This window comes from Chryseobacterium sp. SSA4.19 (genome assembly GCF_022601875.1).
Lineage (GTDB): Bacteria > Bacteroidota > Bacteroidia > Flavobacteriales > Weeksellaceae > Chryseobacterium.
The window spans coordinates 64185-86010 of sequence record NZ_JAKVIP010000005.1 but is presented as its reverse complement, the minus strand read 5'-3'; the positions used below and the strand labels follow the sequence as shown (position 1 = coordinate 86010).

Annotated in this window: 17 protein-coding genes and 1 pseudogene; 16 read left to right on the top strand and 2 right to left on the bottom strand. The window is 38.7% G+C overall.

Annotation, left to right across the window (positions count from 1 at the left end):
* The first annotated feature begins 95 nt into the window (after positions 1–95).
* The 13 genes from MKJ01_RS04755 to MKJ01_RS04695 all read left to right on the top strand — a co-directional run bounded on the left by MKJ01_RS04755 (position 96) and on the right by MKJ01_RS04695 (position 17980).
* A complete protein-coding gene (locus tag MKJ01_RS04755) occupies positions 96–1346 on the top strand; it encodes a CinA family nicotinamide mononucleotide deamidase-related protein (RefSeq protein WP_241612157.1) in 1251 nt (416 codons plus the stop codon).
* 86 nt (positions 1347–1432) lie between these two features.
* Positions 1433–4831 (top strand): polysaccharide deacetylase family protein, encoded by a 3399-nt coding sequence (locus tag MKJ01_RS04750; RefSeq protein WP_241612154.1) that lies wholly within the window; start codon positions 1433–1435, stop codon positions 4829–4831.
* A 75-nt stretch (positions 4832–4906) separates the two neighbouring features.
* Positions 4907–6934, top strand: a complete 2028-nt coding sequence (locus MKJ01_RS04745) for a M13 family metallopeptidase (protein ID WP_241612151.1) — start codon at positions 4907–4909, stop codon at positions 6932–6934.
* A gap of 255 nt (positions 6935–7189) precedes the next feature.
* A complete protein-coding gene (locus tag MKJ01_RS04740) occupies positions 7190–9286 on the top strand; it encodes a M13 family metallopeptidase (protein ID WP_241612149.1) in 2097 nt (698 codons plus the stop codon).
* Positions 9287–9543: 257 nt separating this feature from the next.
* Positions 9544–9990, top strand: a complete 447-nt coding sequence (locus tag MKJ01_RS04735; RefSeq protein ID WP_241612148.1) for a type VI secretion system contractile sheath small subunit — start codon at positions 9544–9546, stop codon at positions 9988–9990.
* Positions 9991–10011: 21 nt separating this feature from the next.
* A complete protein-coding gene (locus MKJ01_RS04730; RefSeq protein ID WP_241612146.1) occupies positions 10012–11376 on the top strand; it encodes a DUF5458 family protein in 1365 nt (454 codons plus the stop codon).
* A 71-nt stretch (positions 11377–11447) separates the two neighbouring features.
* On the top strand, positions 11448–11903 hold the full coding sequence (locus tag MKJ01_RS04725; RefSeq protein WP_241612144.1) for a hypothetical protein: 456 nt from the start codon (positions 11448–11450) through the stop codon (positions 11901–11903).
* Positions 11904–11940: 37 nt separating this feature from the next.
* The gene (gene mutY / locus MKJ01_RS04720) at positions 11941–12984 is read left to right on the top strand and encodes an A/G-specific adenine glycosylase (protein ID WP_241612142.1); all 1044 of its coding nucleotides are present in this window, start codon (positions 11941–11943) and stop codon (positions 12982–12984) included.
* Positions 12985–13151: 167 nt separating this feature from the next.
* Positions 13152–13709, top strand: a complete 558-nt coding sequence (gldD, locus tag MKJ01_RS04715; RefSeq protein ID WP_241612140.1) for a gliding motility lipoprotein GldD — start codon at positions 13152–13154, stop codon at positions 13707–13709.
* Between the two features lie 28 nt (positions 13710–13737).
* Positions 13738–14661: a PfkB family carbohydrate kinase gene (locus MKJ01_RS04710; protein ID WP_241612138.1), complete on the top strand. Its 924-nt coding sequence runs from the start codon at positions 13738–13740 to the stop codon at positions 14659–14661.
* 87 nt (positions 14662–14748) lie between these two features.
* On the top strand, positions 14749–16119 hold the full coding sequence (locus MKJ01_RS04705) for a peptidylprolyl isomerase (protein ID WP_241612136.1): 1371 nt from the start codon (positions 14749–14751) through the stop codon (positions 16117–16119).
* Between the two features lie 123 nt (positions 16120–16242).
* Positions 16243–17187 (top strand): nitronate monooxygenase family protein, encoded by a 945-nt coding sequence (locus tag MKJ01_RS04700; RefSeq protein WP_241632516.1) that lies wholly within the window; start codon positions 16243–16245, stop codon positions 17185–17187.
* A 10-nt stretch (positions 17188–17197) separates the two neighbouring features.
* Positions 17198–17980: an alpha/beta fold hydrolase gene (locus MKJ01_RS04695; RefSeq protein WP_241612132.1), complete on the top strand. Its 783-nt coding sequence runs from the start codon at positions 17198–17200 to the stop codon at positions 17978–17980.
* An 85-nt stretch (positions 17981–18065) separates the two neighbouring features.
* Here MKJ01_RS04695 and MKJ01_RS04690 read toward each other — a convergent pair whose 3' ends face one another.
* A complete protein-coding gene (locus MKJ01_RS04690) occupies positions 18066–18683 on the bottom strand; it encodes a hypothetical protein (protein ID WP_241612130.1) in 618 nt (205 codons plus the stop codon).
* 31 nt (positions 18684–18714) lie between these two features.
* Positions 18715–19014, bottom strand: coding sequence for a rhodanese-like domain-containing protein (locus MKJ01_RS04685; protein ID WP_241612129.1), 300 nt, complete (start codon positions 19012–19014; stop codon positions 18715–18717).
* Between the two features lie 122 nt (positions 19015–19136).
* Here MKJ01_RS04685 and queG point away from each other — a divergent pair, with 122 nt between their 5' ends.
* The 3 genes and pseudogenes from queG (at position 19137) to MKJ01_RS04670 (ending at position 21743) form a co-directional block, all read left to right on the top strand.
* The gene (queG, locus tag MKJ01_RS04680) at positions 19137–20084 is read left to right on the top strand and encodes a tRNA epoxyqueuosine(34) reductase QueG (protein ID WP_241612127.1); all 948 of its coding nucleotides are present in this window, start codon (positions 19137–19139) and stop codon (positions 20082–20084) included.
* A 326-nt stretch (positions 20085–20410) separates the two neighbouring features.
* The gene (locus MKJ01_RS04675) at positions 20411–21088 is read left to right on the top strand and encodes a TIGR02117 family protein (RefSeq protein ID WP_241632509.1); all 678 of its coding nucleotides are present in this window, start codon (positions 20411–20413) and stop codon (positions 21086–21088) included.
* A pseudogene (locus tag MKJ01_RS04670) lies at positions 21009–21743 on the top strand (murein L,D-transpeptidase catalytic domain-containing protein). The gene MKJ01_RS04675 and the pseudogene MKJ01_RS04670 overlap by 80 nt, the downstream one beginning before the upstream one ends.
* Positions 21744–21826: the final 83 nt, after the last annotated feature.

Here is a 21826-nt window from a genome sequence, read left to right as displayed (position 1 = left end):
AACAATTTCCGCCAAAAATATAAAAAATCAATTTATATTGTCCGGCAAAGAGAAATTTCCGTCATTTGCAGAAGATTTTTTTCGAACATTAAGATATGAAAAATGCTGTTCTGATTACGATTGGTGATGAAATCCTTTCCGGAAATACCATTGATACCAATTCTAACTTCATTGCTTCCGAACTTAAAAATATTGGAATCCAGGTATCACAGATTCTGACGATCTCTGATGAAATTGAAACCATTAAAAAAGCGATAGCCTCTGCTTTTGAAACAGGAGATTTGATTATCACAACAGGCGGCCTGGGCCCGACCCGGGATGACAAAACCAAAAAGGCCATCGCTGAATTCTTTAATGATGAAATTATTCTGGATGAAGCTACTTTTAACCACCTGAAAGCCTATATGGAAAAACGCGGCCGCCTGGAAATCCTTGAACGAAACCGTGAGCAGGCTTGTGTCCCTTCAAGATCCAGGGTTTTTCAGAACCATTTCGGCACGGCACCTTGCATGATGATGGAGTGGGACTGGAAACTGCTGTTCAGCCTTCCCGGTGTTCCCTATGAAGTGAAACCTCTGATCAAAGACCAGATCATTCCATATCTGCATGATAAATTCAGCCTGCACTATATCTCTACAAGAATTGTTTCAGTAGTCGGAATTCCTGAAAGTATTCTTGCGGATACCATTGAGGAGTGGGAGCTGGCTTTGCCGGGAAATATTGCCTTATCCTACCTTCCTGTCGGCACACGCGTAAAGCTGCGGCTGACTGCAACGGGTGAAAATGAAAGTTTTTTGGAACAACAGCTCGAAGATGAAATTCAAAAATTACTTCCTTTAATCAAGAGCAATGTTATTGCGGCTTCCGGAGATAAAATTGAAAAAATCCTGGCGGAAATTTTAGCGGAAAGAAAAATGACGGTTTCGACAGCAGAAAGCTGTACAGGTGGAGAACTGGCAAGGATGCTTACCTCAAACTCCGGAAGTTCTTCTTATTTTATCGGCGGAATCATCCCTTATGCCACAGAAAAGAAAATCGGGATTTTAAAGGTTAGAAAAGAAACGGTGGATAAATTCACGGTGGTCAGTGAACAGGTTGCCACGGAAATGGCAGAAGGCTGCCAGCAATTGTTTAATGCTGATATTGCCTTGTCTACAACCGGGGTGGCAGGTCCGGGAAAAGGGGAAGATGGGAAAGAAGTAGGAACGGTTTTTTACAGCATCAGGGTTAAAGACCAGGCAGTCACTTCAAAATTATATATGCCCCATCTCGACAGGACGGACTTTATGTATTTTGTATCGCAGAAAATCCTGCAGGATCTGGTGTTACTCCTTATAAGTCACTAAAAGTCATGGTATTTTTAATTTTTTTTTAATCATTTAGACCCATACTTTTCACAGTTTTTGACGTTGATTTGCAAAAATAATCAGAGGTGGAAAACTCAAAGCAAATCTTTCAGACTGACAGCAAAAAACGCTGGAGAAACGTGAAATGGGGATCAAGAATATTTATTTTCGTAGCGGTACTGCTCCTTATTGCACTGGGAGTAATGATGAAATTCGACAGGAGCCCTAAAATTCCTTTTAAAGAAGATTACAAAGCAGTTATTACGGCAAGCAAGCCTTATCTTCAGGAAAATAAGATCTCAAAAGAATATAAAGGTTTCAGGAACTTTATTTCTGAGAAAGCCATCCATACCAATCTGGCCAAAATAGAAAAAGCAAAGGCAGAGAGGCTTAAAAACCAGAACCGGGACTGGGCACAGTTTCCCGGGGGAATCCGTTCTGCATTCTACGTCGCCTGGGATCCGCAGTCCTTAATGTCTCTCAAAAGGAATATTAAACATATCAATCTGGTTTTCCCGGAATGGTTTTTTATTGATCCTAAAAGCGGGGACTTAAAAACGAATGTAGATGCGGAAGGCTATAAAATCATCAGAAGAGCCGGAATAGCTGCAATGCCCATGCTGAGTAATAATTTTGAACAGGAATTCCGTTCTGAAGGCCTTGCGAAAGTATTGAAAGATCCTCAGAGGAGAACCATGCTCATCAAAAAGATTGCTCAGCAATGTGTAAAGCTTAAATTTAAAGGAATTAATATTGACTTTGAAAGCATGAACCTGGATTCTGATGAATACCTTATTGATTTCATGAAAGAACTGTCACTTACCTTTAAAGAGAATAATTTGCTGGTGACTATGGATATTGCGGCGGATAATGATGATTATAATATTCAGAAGCTCAATCCGTATGTCGACTATTTTGTATTGATGGCGTATGATGAATATGCTGTGGAGAGCGATGCAGGGCCGGTATCTTCCCAAAAATGGATCGAATCACAAGCCGGCAAAATCCTTCAGGAAACAACACCTAATAAAATTATCCTGGGATTGGGAGCCTATGGATATGACTGGAGCAGTGATAAGGAAGATAACACGTCCGTTACTTATATGGAAGCAATTACAAAAGCGAGCGCCAGTAAAGCGGTTATTAATTTTGATGACAATACATTCAATTTAAACTATTCCTACACCGATTCAAAAAACAATACCCACACGGTATTTTTTAACGATGCGGCATCTATTTTCAATACCATGCGTTTTTCTTCGGAATATCCCCTGGCGGGAACTGCAGTCTGGAGATTGGGGAGCGAAGACAGCAGGATCTGGAATTTCTATGATAAAGATTTGACTTTTGAAGGCTTGTCAAAATTAAATTTGAAAAGCCTTGAGAATGTAAAAGGGCAGACGATGGTTGATTATATTGGTGACGGTGAAGTCCTCGATGTCTTGAATACCCCGCATGACGGAAAAATTGAACTCGAAATAGATCCGAAAGAAAAAATCATTACGGATGAAACCTATAAAACATATCCAAGTTCCTATGAAGTGAAAAAATACGGCGAAGCTCCTGACAAAGAACTCGTCCTGACATTTGATGACGGCCCCGACGAGACTTATACACCTCAGATACTGGATGTTTTATCCAAATATCATGTGCCGGCAGCATTCTTTTTAGTGGGTCTTAATGCAGAAAAAAATCTTCCGCTGGTAAAAAGAATTTACAGGGAAGGGCATGAGATCGGGAACCATACTTTTACCCACGAAAATGTAGCTAAAGTAAGCCCGGAAAGAGCTTTGCTGGAACTAAAGCTTACCCGACTCCTGATCGAGTGTGTGACGGGTCACAGCACCATATTGTTCAGGGCACCTTATAACGCAGATTCCGAGCCTACGACTCCGGAAGAAATCATACCGGTTGCTTTGGCCAGAAAACAGAATTATCTTGATATCGGCGAAAACATTGACCCTGAAGACTGGCAGCCCGGTATAAAGTCGGATGAAATTGTAAAACGCGTGATGGAAGGATTACATCAGCGAAAAGGGAACATTATCCTGCTCCATGATGCCGGCGGTGATACGCGGGAAGAAACTGTAAAAGCACTCAAAATCCTGATTCCTGCCTTACAGAAACAGGGATATCATTTTACCAACCTGTCTACCATTCTCCATAAAAGCAAAGCTGAACTGATGCCGGAAATTCCGAAAACAAAATCGTATTATATCATGCAGCTGAACCTGGTGCTGGCAACTGTTATTTATGGAATCAGCCGTTTCTTGGTGGCTCTCTTTGCTGTTTTTATTGCATTGGGCCTCATTAGATTGCTGATGATGATGTACTGGGCTTTTAAAGAAAGGAAAAAAGAAAAACAATTGGGAAGCTTTCCCGTTTTAGAGGTTTATCCTAAAGTGTCAATTATTGTCCCTGCTTATAATGAAGAGGTTAATATTGTTTCATCGCTGAAAAACTTATTAAACCAGACCTATCCGGATTTTGATGTGATTCTGGTAGATGACGGCAGTACAGATTCAACGTATGAAAAGGCAAAGGCAGCATTCTCAGATCATCCGAAGCTTAAAATTTTCACAAAACCGAACGGAGGAAAAGCCACGGCGTTAAATTTTGGAATTTCCCAGACCGATGCGGAATATGTCGTATGCATCGACGCCGATACTAAGCTTGGCCATAATGCGGTAAAATATTTAATAGCAAGATTCTTAAACTCCAATCCTGAGGAGAAAATTGCTGCCGTAGCCGGAAATGTAAAAGTGGGAAACTCGGTGAACTGGCTTACAAGATGGCAGTCTATTGAATATACGACCAGCCAGAATTTCGACAGGCTTGCGTATGCTTATATTAATGCAGTGACTGTTATACCTGGCGCAATCGGTGCCTTCAAAAAATCGGCCCTTGAAGAGGTAGGTGGATATTCGTCCGATACGTTAGCAGAAGACTGTGACGTTACGGTAAAAATTTTAAAGAAAGGCTACACCATTGCCAATGAAAACAGGGCGGTTGCGATTACTGAAGCTCCTGAAACCGTTAAACAGTTTCTGAAACAGCGTTTCAGATGGACTTACGGAATAATGCAGATGTTCTGGAAGCAGAAACAGACCTTCCTGAATACAGATTATAAAGGCCTCGGGATCTGGGCGATGCCGAATATACTGCTGTTTCAATATATTATCCCTTTCTTTTCCCCGTTGGCAGATGTTATTATGTTTTTAGGGTTATTATCAGGGAACGGTGGTAAAATATTCATTTATTATCTCTTATTTCTTTTTGTCGATGCCTCGCTGGCGATACTGGCATTTATCATGCAGAAAGAAAAAATGGGGAACTTGTTTTACATTATTCCGCAGCGGTTCGGGTACAGATGGCTGATGTATATTGTTTTGTTCAGAAGCTTAAGGCGTGCACTGAAGGGAGAAATGCAGTCCTGGGGATTCCTGAAAAGAACAGGAAATGTAAAAGAAATGCCTGCTTCCTGATATTTGTTTAAATTTGTTAATCTGATCGTAACGAATTTAAAAAATAATATACTTATTGTATAAATTGAAATTATAATGAAAAAATTAACGCTTTCTCTGCTTGTATTGGCAGGGATCTGTTCACAGAACGTGAGCGCTCAGGCTACAGACAACGGTCTGGATCTTAGTCTGATGGATAAATCAGTTCGTCCTCAGGATGATTTTTATAACTATGTAAGCGGGACCTGGATGAAAACAGCCAAGATCCCTTCTGATAAACCAACCTGGGGAAGTTTCAACAAACTGGCTGATGATACGGATAATAATTCAATGACCATTCTGAATTCTCTTCTTAAAGATAAATTTGCAGACGGAACAGAAGGGAAGAAGATCCAGGATCTATATGCTACCTATATGAATATGCAGAAGAGAAATGCTGACGGTATCAAACCGATTCAGGCAAATCTGAATAAAATTGATGCAATTAAAAATCTTACAGACCTTCAGAATTATTTAGTTTCCGTAACCAAGGACGGTGAAAATACATTCTACGGATGGGGTGTTGATGCAGATCTGAAAGACTCTAAAATGAATGCCGTATATTTAGGTAATGCCTCTCTTGGATTAGGAAGAGACTATTATCAGAAAGTAAACGAAAAAAATACCGAAGCTCTTGCAGAATATACCAAATATGTGTCTTCTATGCTGAAGGAATTGGGATATAAAAATGCTGATGCTGCTGCAAAAGGTATCGTAGACTACGAAAAAAGCATTGCTCAAACTTACCTGACCAATGAGCAAAGCCGTGACAACACGCTTCAGTATAATCCTGAGACGATGGCTCAGCTTTCAGCATTGGTGAAAAATGTCGATCTTCCGGGCTATCTTAAGAAAGTCGGGGTGAATACAGATAAAGTAATCATCGGAGAACTGGGGTATTACAAAAACCTGGATAAATTTATCAACACACAGAACCTTCCTGTGATCAAAGATTATCTTAAATTTCACATGATCCACGGAAGCGCTTCTTATTTAAGCGAAAAACTGGGCGATACGAGATTTGCTTTCTACGGTAAATATTTAAGAGGCCAGCAGGAACAGAGAGCTTTAAACAAAAGAGGATATGAACTGATCAACGGAACTTTAGGTGAAGCTTTCGGAAAACTATACGTTGATAAATATTTCCCTGCTGAAGCAAAAGCGCAGATGGTTGAGCTTATCGACTATTTAAAGAAAAGCTTTGCCGTTCACATCAATAATCTAGCTTGGATGTCTTCTACAACAAAGGTAAAAGCAATGGAAAAGCTGAATAAGTTCACGGTAAAAGTTGCTTATCCGGATAAATGGAAAGACTATTCCAAATTAACCATCATTCCTGAATCAAAAGGAGGAAGTTTATACGGCAACCTTCAGAATATTACAGAATGGCAATATAACAAAGACCTTGCAAAAATCGGGAAGCCGGTGGATAAAACAGAATGGGGAATGACACCGCAAACGGTAAATGCATACTATAATCCGGTAAACAATGAAATCGTTTTCCCGGCTGCTATTCTTCAGCCGCCGTTCTTCAATCCTAAAGCAGATGCAGCCGTTAATTTCGGAGGTATCGGTGCTGTGATCGGTCACGAAATGAGCCACGGATTTGATGATTCGGGTGCACAGTTTGATGCAGACGGAAACTTAGTAGACTGGTGGACTCCGGAAGACAAAGCCAACTTTGAAAAAGCTACGAAAGCATTGGCTTCTCAATATGATAAATATGAGCCTGTAAAAGGAACCAATGTTAACGGAACCTTCACTAATGGCGAAAATATCGCAGATTTAGGAGGGGTGAACATCGCTTATGATGCATTGCAGATGTACTTAAAAGATAAAGGAAATCCAGGGCCGATCAGCGGTTACACGCAGGATCAGCGTTTCTTCCTGAGCTGGGCAACGGTTTGGAGAACGTTATCAAGTGAAAAATACATGGTAAACCAGGTGAAGACAGATCCGCATTCTCCGGGATATTTCAGGAGCTTCGGTCCGTTAACCAATGTAGACGCTTTCTATAAAGCATTTGATGTGAAAGAAGGTGACAAATTGTATAAAAAACCGGCTGACAGAATCAAAATCTGGTAGTCATTGACCATAAGATAGTAAACCGCTCAGCAATGAGCGGTTTTTTTATAACCGGTAGCTGAGATTTTTGAATTGACCGTGTTACCTTCATTTTTAAATCCAAAAATATATTTAAAAACCTCAAACAAATGATCTTACAGATCTGACAAATGACAAACTTTACATACCAGACTTTTACCATTACTCATGTATGGGTGATAAGTTATCATCATAATTCGTATATTTGATAAGTTGTGTAAAATCAAAAATAGTTCAATGAAAAAGTTAAATATCGGAATACTTGCCTTTTTAGGGTTGGTATTTCTAAATTCATGCGGTACGGCAAAAAATGCCGCTAATCAGAAACCGGAGACCGTTAAAGAAGTAGATGCAGAACCTGTGAAAGAAGAAACAAAAGAAGAGGGCATTAATTTATCATACATGGATAAAAGCGTTAGACCTCAGGATGACTTTTTCAGTTATGTAAACGGAAATTGGGTGAAAACCACTCAGATTCCTTCTGATAAAGCGAGCTGGGGATCTTTTAATGCTCTGAGGGAAAATGTAGATGATGCTTCCCTTGATATTTTAAATAAAATTTTATCTGAAAATTATACGCCGGGTTCAGAAGGTCAGAAAATCCAGAACCTGTATGCTTCTTTTATGGATACCGATAAAAGGAACGCCGAAGGTTTAGCTCCTATTAAAGGAGATCTGGCAAAAATTGATGCTATTAAAAACCTTAAAGATCTTCAGAAATATTTGTTAGAAGCTACGAAACTGGGTGATAATTCATTCTACGGATGGCGAGTGGGAGCAGACATGAAAAACTCTAAAATGAATGCGGTGTATCTTGGCGGTCCTGATTTGGGTCTAGGAAGGGATTATTACCAGAAAGTAAACGAGGCCAATACCAAAACTTTGGCAGAATACCAGATGTATGTCGGAAAATTATTTGGTGTTTTAGGATATAAAAACAATGATGCAGCAGCAAAAAATGTCGTTGATTTTGAAAAACAGCTGGCTAATTATCTGCTGACCCTTGAGCAGAACAGAGACGCAAATCTCAGATACAATCCTAAAAATGTATCAGAGCTGCCTGCTTTGGTTAAAAATATCAATCTTGCCAAATATCTGAAAGAAGCAGGAGTCAATACCGATAAAGTGATCGTTGGAGAGCTGAAGTATTATCAGAATATGGATTCTTTCCTTACACAGAAAAACCTGCCATTGCTGAAGGATTATCTTAAATATCATTTGATTAACGGCAATGCAAGCAATCTGGATGAAAATTTAGAACAGATCAGGTTTGATTTTTATTCCAAATATCTTCAGGGCCAGAAGGAACAGCGCCCGATGAATAAAAGAGGACTTTCTTTGGTGAACGGTGTTCTTGGCGAAGCATTCGGGAAACTGTATGTTGAGAAATATTTTACGCCTGAAGCAAAACAGCAGATGGAAACTTATATCGATTACATTTTAAAATCATTTAAGACCCACATCGATGATATGGACTGGATGTCTCCGGCTACCAAAGTAAAAGCTCAGGAGAAATTGTCAAAGTTCACGGTGAAGATCGCATATCCCGACAAATGGAAAGATTACAGTATGTTGAAAGTCGAAGCTCCGAAACAGGGGGCCACTTTATATTCCAATCTTCAGAATGTTTCCGCATGGCAATACCAGAGAAGTCTGGATAAAATAGGAAAGCTTGTGGACAGAACAGAATGGGGAATGACTCCGCAGACCGTAAATGCCTATTACAACGGTTCAAATAACGAGATTGTTTTTCCTGCCGCCATCCTTCAGCCGCCTTTCTACAATCCGAAAGCAGATGCAGCTGTAAACTTCGGCGGAATAGGAGCGGTAATCGGTCATGAAATTTCCCATGGCTTCGATGACAGCGGTTCAAGATTCGACGGAGATGGAAACCTTAACAACTGGTGGACTGACGAAGACCGTAAAAACTTTGATGCAAAAGTAGGCCAGCTGGCCGCACAGTACAGCACTTACGAACCTGTAAAAGGGAGCTTTGTCAACGGTAAGTTTACCAGCGGTGAAAATATCGGTGACTTAGGTGGTGTGGCAGTTGCTTACGATGCCCTTCAGATGTATCTTAAAGATCATGGGAATCCGGGTTTGATCAGCGGGTTTACGCAGGACCAGCGTTTCTTTATGAGCTGGGCAACGGTCTGGAGAACTAAATCTACTGACCAGTATATGACCAATCAGGTGAAAACAGATCCGCATTCTCCGGGTATGTTCAGGGCTTTCGGCCCATTGGTGAATCAGGATGCCTTCATTAAAGCATTCGATATTAAGCCGGGAGACAAAATGTACAAAGCACCTGAAGAAAGAATAAAAATCTGGTAAGCTGGATTAAAATGAACAGAATTAAAAAACGCATCGGAAATGATGCGTTTTTTTGTTTTATTTTTTCTAGTTTAGTGACTACATTCAAATATTGATATGGTTGATATGTGAATGTATTATTAAATATTTTAATAAAAACCTTGACAAAATTTTTTATGTTACAGTTTTTTTTTAAATTTAAACATTGGATTGGTCAGTTATTTGATGCTGATAAAATCAATTCACACCAAAATATAACATCTCAAAATAACAATAATATGGCAATGTTTAATTATGGCGTTGGCGGAAACGAAATAAAAGTGGACGCTAATGAAGCTATTCAGAACATACAGGAAAATAAATCGCTGATCGTAAGCCAGCTTACCACCGATGAATCTTATGTCCCTGAAATTGTGACCGGATTAAAAACGATGGATGATGTCTTCAGGTATTTCCAGCCTTCTGTAAGCGTACAGCATGAAACAGAAGACGGCAATGTAGTAGAAGAAGAATTCCGTTTTCAGAGTCTCGGCGACTTCACTCCGAAAAGTCTTACCCAAAAATCAGATTATTTACAGCAGCTCAGCATGGAACAGGAACAGTACAATAAAATTGTACGACAGCTGAAGACCAATAAAATTCTGCGCAATATGCTGGAAAATGATCAGACAAGGGCTGCATTCGTAGAAGTGTTAAAAGAAGTGGCACAAGAACTTGAAAAATAATCTAAAGACGTTACATTAATCATGGATAGTAAATTACAGGCAGCTGAAAACCAGCAACAGCAGGGACAGCAGCAACATGGAGGTCAGCCAAAAGGCAATCCGGTTGCCGAACTTAATAAAATAGGAGGTTTTGGTTTTGTAGAATCCGTTGTAGACGGCATTGCAAACATGAACCCGACAAGAAAAGCAAGAAAAGAAATTTTTCTCAACGACAACAATAAAGCAGAAGAAAGAAAAGAACTGCTCCAAAAAATAAATCTTTGGGTGAACCTTCTGGAAGGTAATGAATCTGCAGATAAAATGGCCGATATGTGCAAAGCTAAAGCACAGTCAGCCGAGCAGAATTTAAAGCTTAACCTTAAAAATACATTAGACACCGTTCGTGATCTGGAAACAAACTACAGGACGGTTGCGCAATTCTATAAAAATACCGAGCTGGATAAAGTTGATAACGTTAGCATTGTTAATGCCAGCCTTAACCAGGTTTCAGACCTTGACAATCCGGTTTTCATTGATGCCATTGCGGAAGAATTTAAAAATTACTATGACCGTCTTGATCTTAGAGATAATTATTCCATCCTTGCGATCCCTGGATATCTGGGGTCCAATAAAGTAATTGAGAAATGGGCTAAAATCTGTAACGAAAACAAAGTAATGATGGTTACGGATTTTGCAAACCTTGATAAGCCGGATGATGTAGTAGACCTGTTCCATTCCGCTAACCTTACAGGTGGTGAACTGCACAGAAGTAATGTCATCATGACATGTAACTGGCTGGTAGGTCGTGGAAAAGCTGAAGAAATAGGAGAGGAGGAAAATGTAGAACTTCCGCCTTCCACCTCATTGGCAGGTAAAATCCATAAAACATTGATGTCCCAGGTGGCTGCAGGTAAAAAGCACGGAAATATCAACGAAGTGGATGCCGTGAAATTTGAGCTTAAAAAGAGCGAAATATCCCAACTTGAAAAAATGGGACTGGTTCCTATGGTCAACGAATACGGAAAAATCATGGCTTTCTCTGCCAAAACATTATTCACAGGAGATAACATTGGCTTACAAACCTACTCTGTAGTACGAGTATTCGATTACGTTACCAAAGTATTGCTGGATTTCCTGAACAGAAGAGCTTTCGAAAACTGGAATGCTAAAAATGAAGATGATTTAAGAAGACAGGTCGTTCAGTTCTTGGATAATATCAAAGGCCCGGATAAACTGATCGAGAAATTCAAAATCGTCAGATTCGAACAGGACAGAGTCAATAAAGACCGAGTATGGCTGGATATCCGCTTAACACCTTATTTTCCTACAAAAAGTTTTGTCATTAAATTAGACGGGCATAAAGGAGATGACGGGAATGAATGGGATGCAGAATATACTCAGGAATAAAATATTTATCAATAAAAAACCGATGCAATTCACATCGGTTTTTTTCTACCAAATCACTAAAAATAATACAGATGAAAAGCAGACTGCTTTATTCTTTACCAGTACTTCTCATGACCTTTTCAATAAGCTGCGAAGATAAAAAGCTGCAGAATGAACATTCCATTGATCTTTTTGCAGACGAAAGGCAGGAAGGGAAGGCTTACATTATGAATGAACAGGAATGTTTTGATGCAAGCGATATGGTGCTTTCTGCATCAGATATAAAACTGGTTGACAGCTCTTCCGGACGCGGCCAGTCTGTTTTTATCTATAAAATCCCTTTCGGACAGGTGTTGAAGACCACCAGAGATTCTATTGTTAATTTCCCTGTACAGATATTGTCTAACCAAAGATTAAAGCTGAAAACGGGAGAGATGTATGTCTATCTGAAAAAACTGAATGGCTACCGTTTCATTGCTAAAGAAAAGCATCTTAAATACCAATGGCTGAAAGCAGCACCGGTGTATTCAGTGAAGAAAGAAAATTAAAATACATTATCTTTGCATATATAAATGAGACGGCTTTTTGGAAAAGACAAAAGAAGATTCAAACTTTCAGCAGGTAGGCACTAAACTCCTAGCCTGGTATAAAACTAATGCCAGGGACCTGCCGTTCCGGCAGACCAGAGATCCTTACAAGATCTGGATATGTGAAATCGTTTTTCAGCAGACCCGGATTACTCAGGGACTTAATCACTATAATAATTTTATCAGAAGGTTTCCTGATGTAAAAGTATTGGCAGAAGCTGAAGAAGATGAGGTGCTGCTGTACTGGAAAGGACTGGGGTATTATTCCAGAGCCCTTAATATCCACAAAGCAGCTCAACAGATCATTAATGACTATAACGGCTCATTTCCGCATGACTATCAGGAAATCTTAAAGTTAAAAGGAGTGGGTAAATATACCGCTGCTGCCGTTTCAAGCATTTGCTTTGGAGGGAAGATGCCTGCGGTTGACGGGAACTTTTACCGTGTTTTAAGCCGTGTTTTTGCTGATGATTTCGATATATCCAATTCAAAAGCCTTTACTTATTTTTCCGAATTGGCCCAATTGATTCTGCCTGAAAATGTAGGGGATTTCAACCAGGCCATGATGGATCTCGGTTCGGAAATCTGTAAACCTAAAAATCCACTTTGCCATGAATGCCCTTTGCATGAAGATTGCCTGGCTTTTTCATTAAACAGGGTTTCAGAATTCCCGGTGAAAACAAAAAAAGCAAAGACCAAGGATCTTCATCTGACCTACTATTTTGTTCACAGAAATGGTCAGTTTTTAATTCAGCAGAGAAAGGATGATTTTATCTGGAAAAAATTATTTGAATTTCCTATTGAAATCCCTGAAGAGCTGAAGCCCTTTATTCAGAGTGTCAGAACGGTACATCATAAACTCACCCATAAAAATTTAATGATAGAAATCTTTAATGTTGAAATAGATTCCCAAACCGCCTGGGAAGATTTTATTGCTGATAATCAGTATATTGTTACCGATGATGCCGATTCTCATGAAAAATCATTTCCAAAGCCACTGGAGAATTATATCAGGAGTAAGAATGAAGAATTATTTTTTTAAATCTGAAAGGTTAGAATCCGGAGCCTTTGGATTAAATTGAAGTTAAATTTAATGCTTATTTGTTTTGCTTTAAATTATATTCTGATGATCCTGTTTCACAGGATAAACCCATTGAAATCCTGAAATTTGTCTTCCAAAATCTGAAATCTAATTTGTACTTTTGCAAAATGTTTAAAAATGCCTTTTTTATTTGTGCAGCACTTTTTCTGATCTCCTGTGGGAAAGATCCTGTTCCGAAGCCTTACGGAGAACTTCGTCTGGAATATCCCGCACCTAAATATCAGAAATTTGAAAGCAACTGTTCTTATACTTTTGAATATTCAGATTTTGCAAAAATCACTGATGCCAAGAAGCCTTGCTGGTATTACCTGAACTATCCTAAAATGAAAGCCAAGATTTTTGTGACATATTACCCTATAAAGAATGACTTTGCGGATCATATCAGGGAAGCTGAAAAAATGGTCTACGAACATACAATTAAGGCAAGTGCCATTGATACGAAATCCTTTGAATATCCGGATAAAAAAGTATACGGGAATTTTTATGAACTGAAAGGGCAAAGTGCCTCAAATCTCCAGTTTTACATTACAGACAGTACGAAACATTTCGTAACGGCATATTTATATTTTAATACGAGGCCGAAACCCGATTCACTGGCTCCTGCGGTAGATTATATCAAAAAAGATATGAAACACCTTCTTGATACCTTTGAATGGAAAAATTAATTTACTTTTAATATATTTTTTAAATAATATGAAACTTTTAGTTGTAGGAAGTGTTGCATTTGATGCTATTGAAACGCCGTTTGGTAAGACAGATAAAATTTTAGGAGGAGCTGCTACCTATATTGGGATCACTTCATCCGTTTTAGGAGTAAAATCCGGAATTGTTTCTGTTGTAGGGGGAGATTTTCCACAGGAGCATCTCGATATGTTTACAAACAGAGACATCAACATTGAAGGAATCGAGATCGTAAAAGAAGGCAAAACATTCTTCTGGTCCGGAAAATATCACAATGATTTAAATACAAGAGATACTTTAGCAACCGAAGTTAACGTTCTTGAAAACTTTGACCCGAAGATTCCTGATTCTATGCAGGATGCAGAGATTTTGTTATTAGGAAATCTTCATCCGGGCGTACAGCTTTCAGTGCTTGAAAAAATGAAAAGCCGCCCGAAACTGGTTATCCTGGATACCATGAATTTCTGGATGGACAGCGCGTTGGATATTTTAATGGATATGATTGCCAAAACTGATGTCATTACCATTAACGATGAGGAGGCAAGACAGCTTTCTGGAGAATATTCTCTGGTTAAAGCAGCTAAAAAAATCCACGAAATGGGCCCTGAGTATGTGATTATTAAAAAAGGGGAACACGGTGCTTTACTTTTTCATGATGAGAAAGTGTTTGCTATCCCTGCACTGCCGCTTGAAGAAGTATTTGATCCTACAGGAGCCGGAGATACGTTTGCCGGTGGTTTTGCAGCTTATCTTGCTAAAAAAGGAAAGACCGATTTTGATACCATGAAATCTGCACTGATCGTGGGTTCTGCCATGGCTTCTTTCACGGTTGAGAAATTTGGAACCGAAAGGATACAGGAAGTAAATGAAGCAGATATGTTTAAAAGATTGAAACAGTTTAAAGAACTGACAACTTTTGATATAGAACTCAGTTAGATCCCTCTTTTTAAGAAATATTTATAATAAAAAATACAGTGTAATTCATTAAGAATTCTAAATTTGCAACTTGTTTAAAATAGTAAAATGACAAATAAACTTAAGATCACTTTTCTTTTTGGAATTTTCATCATGATGATGGGGACCAATACCATAAATGCCCAACTGAAACAGGGAGATCTGATAGATGGTATTGCTGCTGTAATCGGAGATGAAATTGTTTTGGAATCCGATGTGAATGAGCAGATGAATTATGCAAAACAGCAGGGTGCTTCCAATATTGACAAGTGTGAGTTTCTGGAAAATCTTCTGAACAATAAACTTCTGGTATACGAAGCAAGAAAAGATACATTAATCGAGAACCGTTCTGCTGCCCTCAAAGAACAGGCTAATGCCAAATATCAACAGCTTCTTTCCCAGTTTCCTGATGAAAAAACAATGCTGACTGCTTACAAATTCAGGAATGGGTACGAAATGAAAAATGCAATTGAGAAAATCGATACCGATCAATATTACGGACAGGCTAAATACCAGAGAATTACTGAAAAAGCCGATGTTACACCAAATGAGGTAACCGACTTTTATAATTTATATAAAGCGCAGCTGCCTGAAATTAAGGATGAGGTATCATTGTCACAGATCATGATGTTTCCAAAGCTTACAGAAGCCCACAAGCAGGATCTGATCAACAGGCTTAATAAAATTAAAAAAGATATAGAGGGAGGAGAAACCTTTGAAAGTCAGGCCAGGATCTACTCTGAAGACCCTGGTTCCGCTGCCAACGGCGGCTTAATGAAAAATATTTCAAAAGGCCAGATGGTTAAAGCTTTTGAAGCAGCCGCACTAAACCTTCAGGAAGGGGAAATGTCAGAGCCTGTGGAATCAGAATTCGGGTATCATCTTATTCAATTGGTGAAAAAGTCAGGTAAAAACTATGAAGCAAGGCATATTCTGTTGATGACTACTCCTACTGATGATGAAATAAAAACAGCAAAAGTAAAGCTTGACAGCATCAGAGGCTTAATCCAAAGCGGGAAAATGACATTCAAAGATGCCGCTTTTAAATTCTCAGATGATAAAAGAACAAAGTTTAATGCCGGTGTAATCCCGGGAGCCGACGGTTCTAATAAAATTGAAAGAGAAACGGTTCCGGGAACGATCAGCTATGAGCTTGCAGGTTTAAATAAAGGCGATATTACCAATGCTTTTGATGATGAAGATGAAAGAAAGAGAAAAGTGGTGAAGATTGTAAAAATCGATGATGTAATTCCGGCACACCAGATTACTCTGGAAACCGATTATGATAGAATCAAGCAGATGGCGCTCAACAAGAAAAAGAATGAAATGATTGAAAAGTTTGTGAATTCAAAACTGCCGATTACATTTATTTCAATTGACGGACGTTATGATTCATGTAACTTTAAAGGAAGCTGGAAAAAAGATTCAGTTAAAAAATAAATTAAAACCTCCGATTTTCCGGAGGTTTTTTTATGACTAAGCCTTCTGATAGATTATAGTTTTTAGTATTTTTACGGCATGAGCAATTTTATAGATTTTAATTCGGCTAAAAAACTTCACGATATGCAGCAAAGTAAAAATAGAATTACAGAACTTTTCAGCATACAATATCCTATTATTCAGGCGGGAATGATCTGGCATTCCGGATGGAAGCTTGCTTCGGCGGTTTCTAATTGCGGAGGACTGGGATTAATCGGTGCTGGAAGCATGTATCCTGATGTTCTCAGGGAAAACATCCGAAAATGTAAGCAGGCGACCGATAAACCTTTTGGAGTAAATGTACCGATGCTTTATCCGAATCTGGATGAAATTATTAAGATCATTCTTGAAGAAGGTGTGAAAATTGTCTTTACATCTGCCGGAAATCCAAAAACCTATACAGAAACCTTACAGAAAGAAGGCCTGAAAGTAGCCCATGTCGTTTCCTCTACAAAATTTGCCATGAAATGCGAAGAAGCAGGCGTTGACGCTGTTGTTGCCGAAGGTTTTGAGGCAGGAGGGCACAACGGACGTGATGAAACAACCACTTTGTGTTTAATTCCGAATGTAAAAAGCCATATTTCAAAACCACTGATCGCAGCGGGTGGTATTGCGCTCGGTTCCCAAATGAAGGCAGCAATGATCCTTGGAGCTGACGGAGTACAGATCGGTTCCCGTTTTGCGGCAACGATAGAAGCAAGTGCCCATAACAACTGGAAAAATAAAATTACGCAACTTCAGGAAGGCGATACGCATCTCACTTTAAAAGAACTGGCACCGGTGAGAATGGTGAAAAATAAATTCTTCAACGAACTGGAAGAAATCTATAATACCGGCAGAAATAAAGAATCTCTAATCAGCTCTTTAGGCAGGGCCCGAGCAAAACGCGGAATGTTTGAAGGAGATATGGAAGAAGGAGAACTGGAAATCGGCCAGGTTTCTGCTTTAATTAATGATGTTCTTCCTGTAGAAACAATCTTCGAAAATTTATTAAAAGAATTTAAAGCGGCAACGGTTCCTGTTCTGTAATTTTAGGTTAATGGAAGGAAGGATTATTGATGTTAAGGGTAGGAGGCTTTATATAGAGTACAATGTTTTGTTTGAGGACAAGCCAACCCTTGTCTTTCTACATGATTCATTAGGATGCACACAGCTTTGGAGGGATTTCCCTTCCGCATTAGGCAATGCCGTAAAATGTAATGTTTTGGTGTATGACCGTTTAGGCTACGGAAAATCTTTTCCAATGCTTAATCATGAAAGGGAAAACAATTATATGGAAACGGAGGCCGATGTGCTAAATGATCTGTTAAATGAATTAAATATAGAAGAAACCGTTCTTTTCGGCCACAGTGACGGCGGCACCATTGCCTTGATAGCAAGCTCAAAATATCCTGAAAAAATAAAAGCAGTCATTTGTGAAGCCGGACATATTTTCGTGGAGGATGTAACGGTAAAAGGAGTAAAAGATGCATTAAAAGCTTATCAAACTACCAGTCTTCCCGAACGCCTGACAAAATATCATGGTGACAAGGTTGAAATGATCGTAAAAGCCTGGACCGAAATCTGGTTAAGCGACCGTTTCAGAAGCTGGAATATTGAATATCTCCTGAAGAATATTCAGGCTCCGCTATTATTTATTCAGGGTGAAAAAGATGAATACGGAACGTTGAATCAGGTAGAAAAAACAGTCTCACAGGTGAACGGAGGCTCGGAAAAATATATTATTCCACATGTCGGGCATACGCCGCATAAGGAAGTTCCGGATCTGGTGTTGAATGCTGCGTCCAAATTTATCAGGAACCGAATATCAATAGACGGCTAAATATTTTCAGGAGTAATTAAAATAATAGATTAGGCAACGTTGTAGTTTATGCCTTAATCCAAAACAAAAGTTAATCAGTTTTAGATTATATATTTTTAAGTTCAAGCACAATATTTTCCCTCGCCTGAATTTCATAGCGATCTGCGAAATACGGTGTTTTAAAGATATGTTCTAAGGCTAAAAAATGTTTCAAAACCTTTTTCCTGCCCGGCTTATACAGCAAATCAGGATATATTGAATATTCTTTCCGGATCTTTTGGGTATAATCACTATACGTCTCCGGATCTTTGCCAAGAATTGAAAGATCGGCATCCAAAAGATAGTTGGTGTCCTTGTTATCCGACCTTTGGTGTAATTTCGTAGCGAGGATCTGACCTGAAATTTCTGCAATTGTATTCTGATCGATATTCAATTGCTGCAACCTCAATTTTGCAAATTCCGCGCTTTTTTCTTCATTGGACTTTGATGTTGCATCATAAATGATATCATGATAAAATACAGAGAAAGAAATACCAATGAAGTTTTCAATCTTATCTTTCACGGGATCAAGCTCTGAAAACATAAGGTCAAGATGTTCCAGAGTATGGTAATACCTGCTTTTTTCACTGTACTTTTGCTCAATTTCAAGCCAAAGATGATTAATGAGATCCGGGTTTTGTGTGAACGGCGTGCAGAGATGAAGAAATCTTTCTTTTAGGGTCATGAAGAAATTTTTAAAATAAAAAAAGGAACTTTTAAAAAGTTCCCTGATTTGCTTCAATAGTTTGTTTCAGTTCAGCCCAGCCACCGCCGTTATGACCGTCTTTTAAGCCTTGTGAATTTAAATATTCCAATGCTTTGCCGCTTCTGTTGCCGCTTCTGCAGAAAATTACAACCGGTTTTTCAAGGGATAAAATTTCATCCTGTCGGTCTTCTACTTCACCTAAAGGAATATTTTTAGCACCATCGATATGGCCGTCCATTTCCAATTCCATAGGTTCACGGACGTCAATTAATTCATAATTTCCTGATTTTAAAACTTCTGATAAAGACATATGTATATTATTGTTTAAGGTTAAGATTCGGACTTATAGGATCGAAAGAAATCATATAGTAATTCGATGAGATAAAGCCCAAACAAATTTATAAAATAATCTTAGTTTTGCAAGGTAAAATAATGAATTTGAACGCTGAAAAATATTCACAACTTATAAAGTCCAAAGCAAAGAGTTTTGGATTCCAGAGTTGTGGTATCTCTAAAGCAGATTTTTTGGAGGAAGACGCCAGGCCGCTGGAAAACTGGCTGAAGAATAATCTCCATGGCGAAATGCAGTACATGGAAAACCATTTTGATAAAAGGCTTGACCCGAGATTGTTGGTGGAGGGTTCTAAATCTGTCATTTCTCTTTCTTATAATTATTTCCCGGAAGAAAAAATCTCCACGCTGGATAATTTTAAGATCTCAAAATATGCGTATGCAGAAGATTATCATGAAGTGATTAAAGATATTCTCTGTGAAATGGTTGCAGGACTGCAGGAAGAGATCGGTGAATTTGCATTTCGGGTTTTTGTAGATTCTGCCCCGGTTTTAGAACGAAGCTGGGCAAGAAAGTCCGGAATCGGCTGGGTTGGAAAAAATGCGAACCTGATTACGAAGCAAAACGGATCCTTTTACTTTCTGGCAGAAATTATCTGTGACCTGGAGCTTGCAGCAGACCATGAAACTACAGATCACTGCGGGACGTGCCGGAAATGTATTGATGCCTGCCCCACAGGCGCTATTGTTTCAGAAAAGCTGGTGGACGGAAGCAAATGTATTTCTTATGCTACGATTGAATTGAAAAATGAAATTCCGGATTATTTCCATGATAAAATGGATGACTGGATGTTCGGCTGCGATGTCTGTCAGGATGTATGCCCATGGAACCGGTTTTCATTACCTAATCATCAGAGTAAGTTCAAACCTAACGAAGCATTAAAGAATTTCAAAAAAGGGGAATGGAAGGAACTTACCCAGGAACTGTTTTCAGAAATTTTCAGAAAGTCGCCTGTAAAACGTACAAAATTTGCCGGCTTGAAACGGAATATTGAATTTCTGGGAAAGTCAAAACATAATACCGATTAACCATTTTAGGGGGATAAATGTCCGTCTGGAATTTTTTATGGTTCCGGAATAAAACGGTCAGCGGAATCCCTTACATTTGCGGGTAAGGAAAGTGAGATTATTGAAAAGTTTTTAAAGCTGAATGTCAGAAATAATGCAGGTGATATAATCAACGTTTTTTCTGGATTCTTTTTGGAGCTGTTTTTACTCTCACTTTAAATCTTTTGTTTGATTTGATGTTTTTATTCATATTTGTGAATATTTTGTACTTAAATTTAAAGAAAATTTTCGTTGATAAAAATACTTTTATAAAAATTATACGTTAATTTATTATTAGCAACATGACTGTGAAAAAAATGATATTACTTATTCTTAAAGCTTTAGGAATTCTTGTGGGAATAATTATTTTATATGCCGCATTAGGATATCTCCTTCCTTTTATTGAAGTTCCTGCTAAGGATGACGGACATAAAAAAGAGATTCCTGTATTTATTTATACAAACGGGGTACATACCGATATCGTAATGCCTGTAAAAAATGATATACAGGACTGGAGTGTCAAAATCCCTTTCACTAATGTAAAATCCCGTAAAACAGATTACAGCTATGTCGGTATCGGCTGGGGTGATAAGGGCTTTTATCTGGATACGCCGACCTGGGCAGATTTGAAGTTTTCTACAGCATTCAAAGCAGCATTCTGGCTGAGCAAATCGGCTATGCACTGCACCTATTATAGAACGATGAAGGAAGGAGATGACTGTAAAATGATCATGATCAGCCGTAACGAGTATAAAAAACTGGTTGAATTTGTTGAGAAGAAATTTGACAGAGATGCGAAAGGACATTTTATGCTGATCCCTACCAATGCCGTATACGGCGATAACGATGCTTTCTATGATGCGAAAGGAACCTACAGTTTTCTGTATACCTGCAATACATGGACGAATGATGCCCTTAAGGCAGCCTGCCAAAAAGCTGCGTTCTGGACCCCTACAGATTACGGAATTTTCCTGCATTATAAATAATCAAGTGATTAGAATTTTAACAGTATTTCTTTTTAGTTGTATGTTGGTTTCCTGTAATTCGGAATCAAAAAAAGAATATGTCGCCAATCATAAATATCCTGAAACAACAATTAAAAAAGATCAAAGGAATTCAAGCAAAATAAAAAACAAGGCGGAAGAAGCACTTCATTTCTGCAGAGTGAATAAATTCAATACGGATTTCTGTATTCTTATCGACATGAGCATACATTCCGGCCGGAAACGTTTTTTTATTTGGAATTTTAAATCCGGTAAAATTTCAAAACAATATCTGGTCGGTCACGGCTGCGGATCCAATCCGTGGAGCAAAGACGAATCAAAAGACCATCCGGAATTCAGTAATGAAGACGGGAGCCACCTTTCATCTTTAGGTAAGTATAGATTGGGAAACCGAGGCTACAGCAACTGGGGAATTTATATAAATTACATCCTGCATGGTTTGGAGTAAACCAATTCCAATGCATTGAAAAGATTCATTGTTTTCCATTCCTGGGAGCTGATGAGTGATGAAGAAGTGTTTCCTGGCGGTTCGCCGGAAGGATGGGGCTGTCCCACTGTTTCAAACAATGCTATGAAAGAGATTGATCCGATGGTTCAGAATTCTGAAAAGCCTGTTCTGCTGTGGATTTACAATTAAAGATATGGAATCGCTGTACAACTATTGTATCAGCAAACTTCAGAGTGACTTATCAGCTCTTAAAAGGGCTGCAGGAATTACTC

Bases quoted from the DNA above. Each gene is read 5' to 3' on its own strand.
- MKJ01_RS04755 (WP_241612157.1), top strand. From the start codon at position 96: ATGAAAAATGCTGTTCTGATTACGATTGGTGATGAAATCCTTTCCGGA.
- MKJ01_RS04745 (WP_241612151.1), top strand. From the start codon at position 4,907: ATGAAAAAATTAACGCTTTCTCTGCTTGTATTGGCAGGGATCTGTTCA.
- MKJ01_RS04740 (WP_241612149.1), top strand. From the start codon at position 7,190: ATGAAAAAGTTAAATATCGGAATACTTGCCTTTTTAGGGTTGGTATTT.
- MKJ01_RS04735 (WP_241612148.1), top strand. From the start codon at position 9,544: ATGGCAATGTTTAATTATGGCGTTGGCGGAAACGAAATAAAAGTGGAC.
- MKJ01_RS04730 (WP_241612146.1), top strand. From the start codon at position 10,012: ATGGATAGTAAATTACAGGCAGCTGAAAACCAGCAACAGCAGGGACAG.
- MKJ01_RS04725 (WP_241612144.1), top strand. From the start codon at position 11,448: ATGAAAAGCAGACTGCTTTATTCTTTACCAGTACTTCTCATGACCTTT.
- gldD (WP_241612140.1), top strand. From the start codon at position 13,152: ATGTTTAAAAATGCCTTTTTTATTTGTGCAGCACTTTTTCTGATCTCC.
- MKJ01_RS04710 (WP_241612138.1), top strand. From the start codon at position 13,738: ATGAAACTTTTAGTTGTAGGAAGTGTTGCATTTGATGCTATTGAAACG.
- MKJ01_RS04705 (WP_241612136.1), top strand. From the start codon at position 14,749: ATGACAAATAAACTTAAGATCACTTTTCTTTTTGGAATTTTCATCATG.
- MKJ01_RS04700 (WP_241632516.1), top strand. From the start codon at position 16,243: ATGCAGCAAAGTAAAAATAGAATTACAGAACTTTTCAGCATACAATAT.
- MKJ01_RS04695 (WP_241612132.1), top strand. From the start codon at position 17,198: ATGGAAGGAAGGATTATTGATGTTAAGGGTAGGAGGCTTTATATAGAG.
- MKJ01_RS04690 (WP_241612130.1), bottom strand. From the start codon at position 18,683: ATGACCCTAAAAGAAAGATTTCTTCATCTCTGCACGCCGTTCACACAA.
- MKJ01_RS04685 (WP_241612129.1), bottom strand. From the start codon at position 19,014: ATGTCTTTATCAGAAGTTTTAAAATCAGGAAATTATGAATTAATTGAC.
- queG (WP_241612127.1), top strand. From the start codon at position 19,137: ATGAATTTGAACGCTGAAAAATATTCACAACTTATAAAGTCCAAAGCA.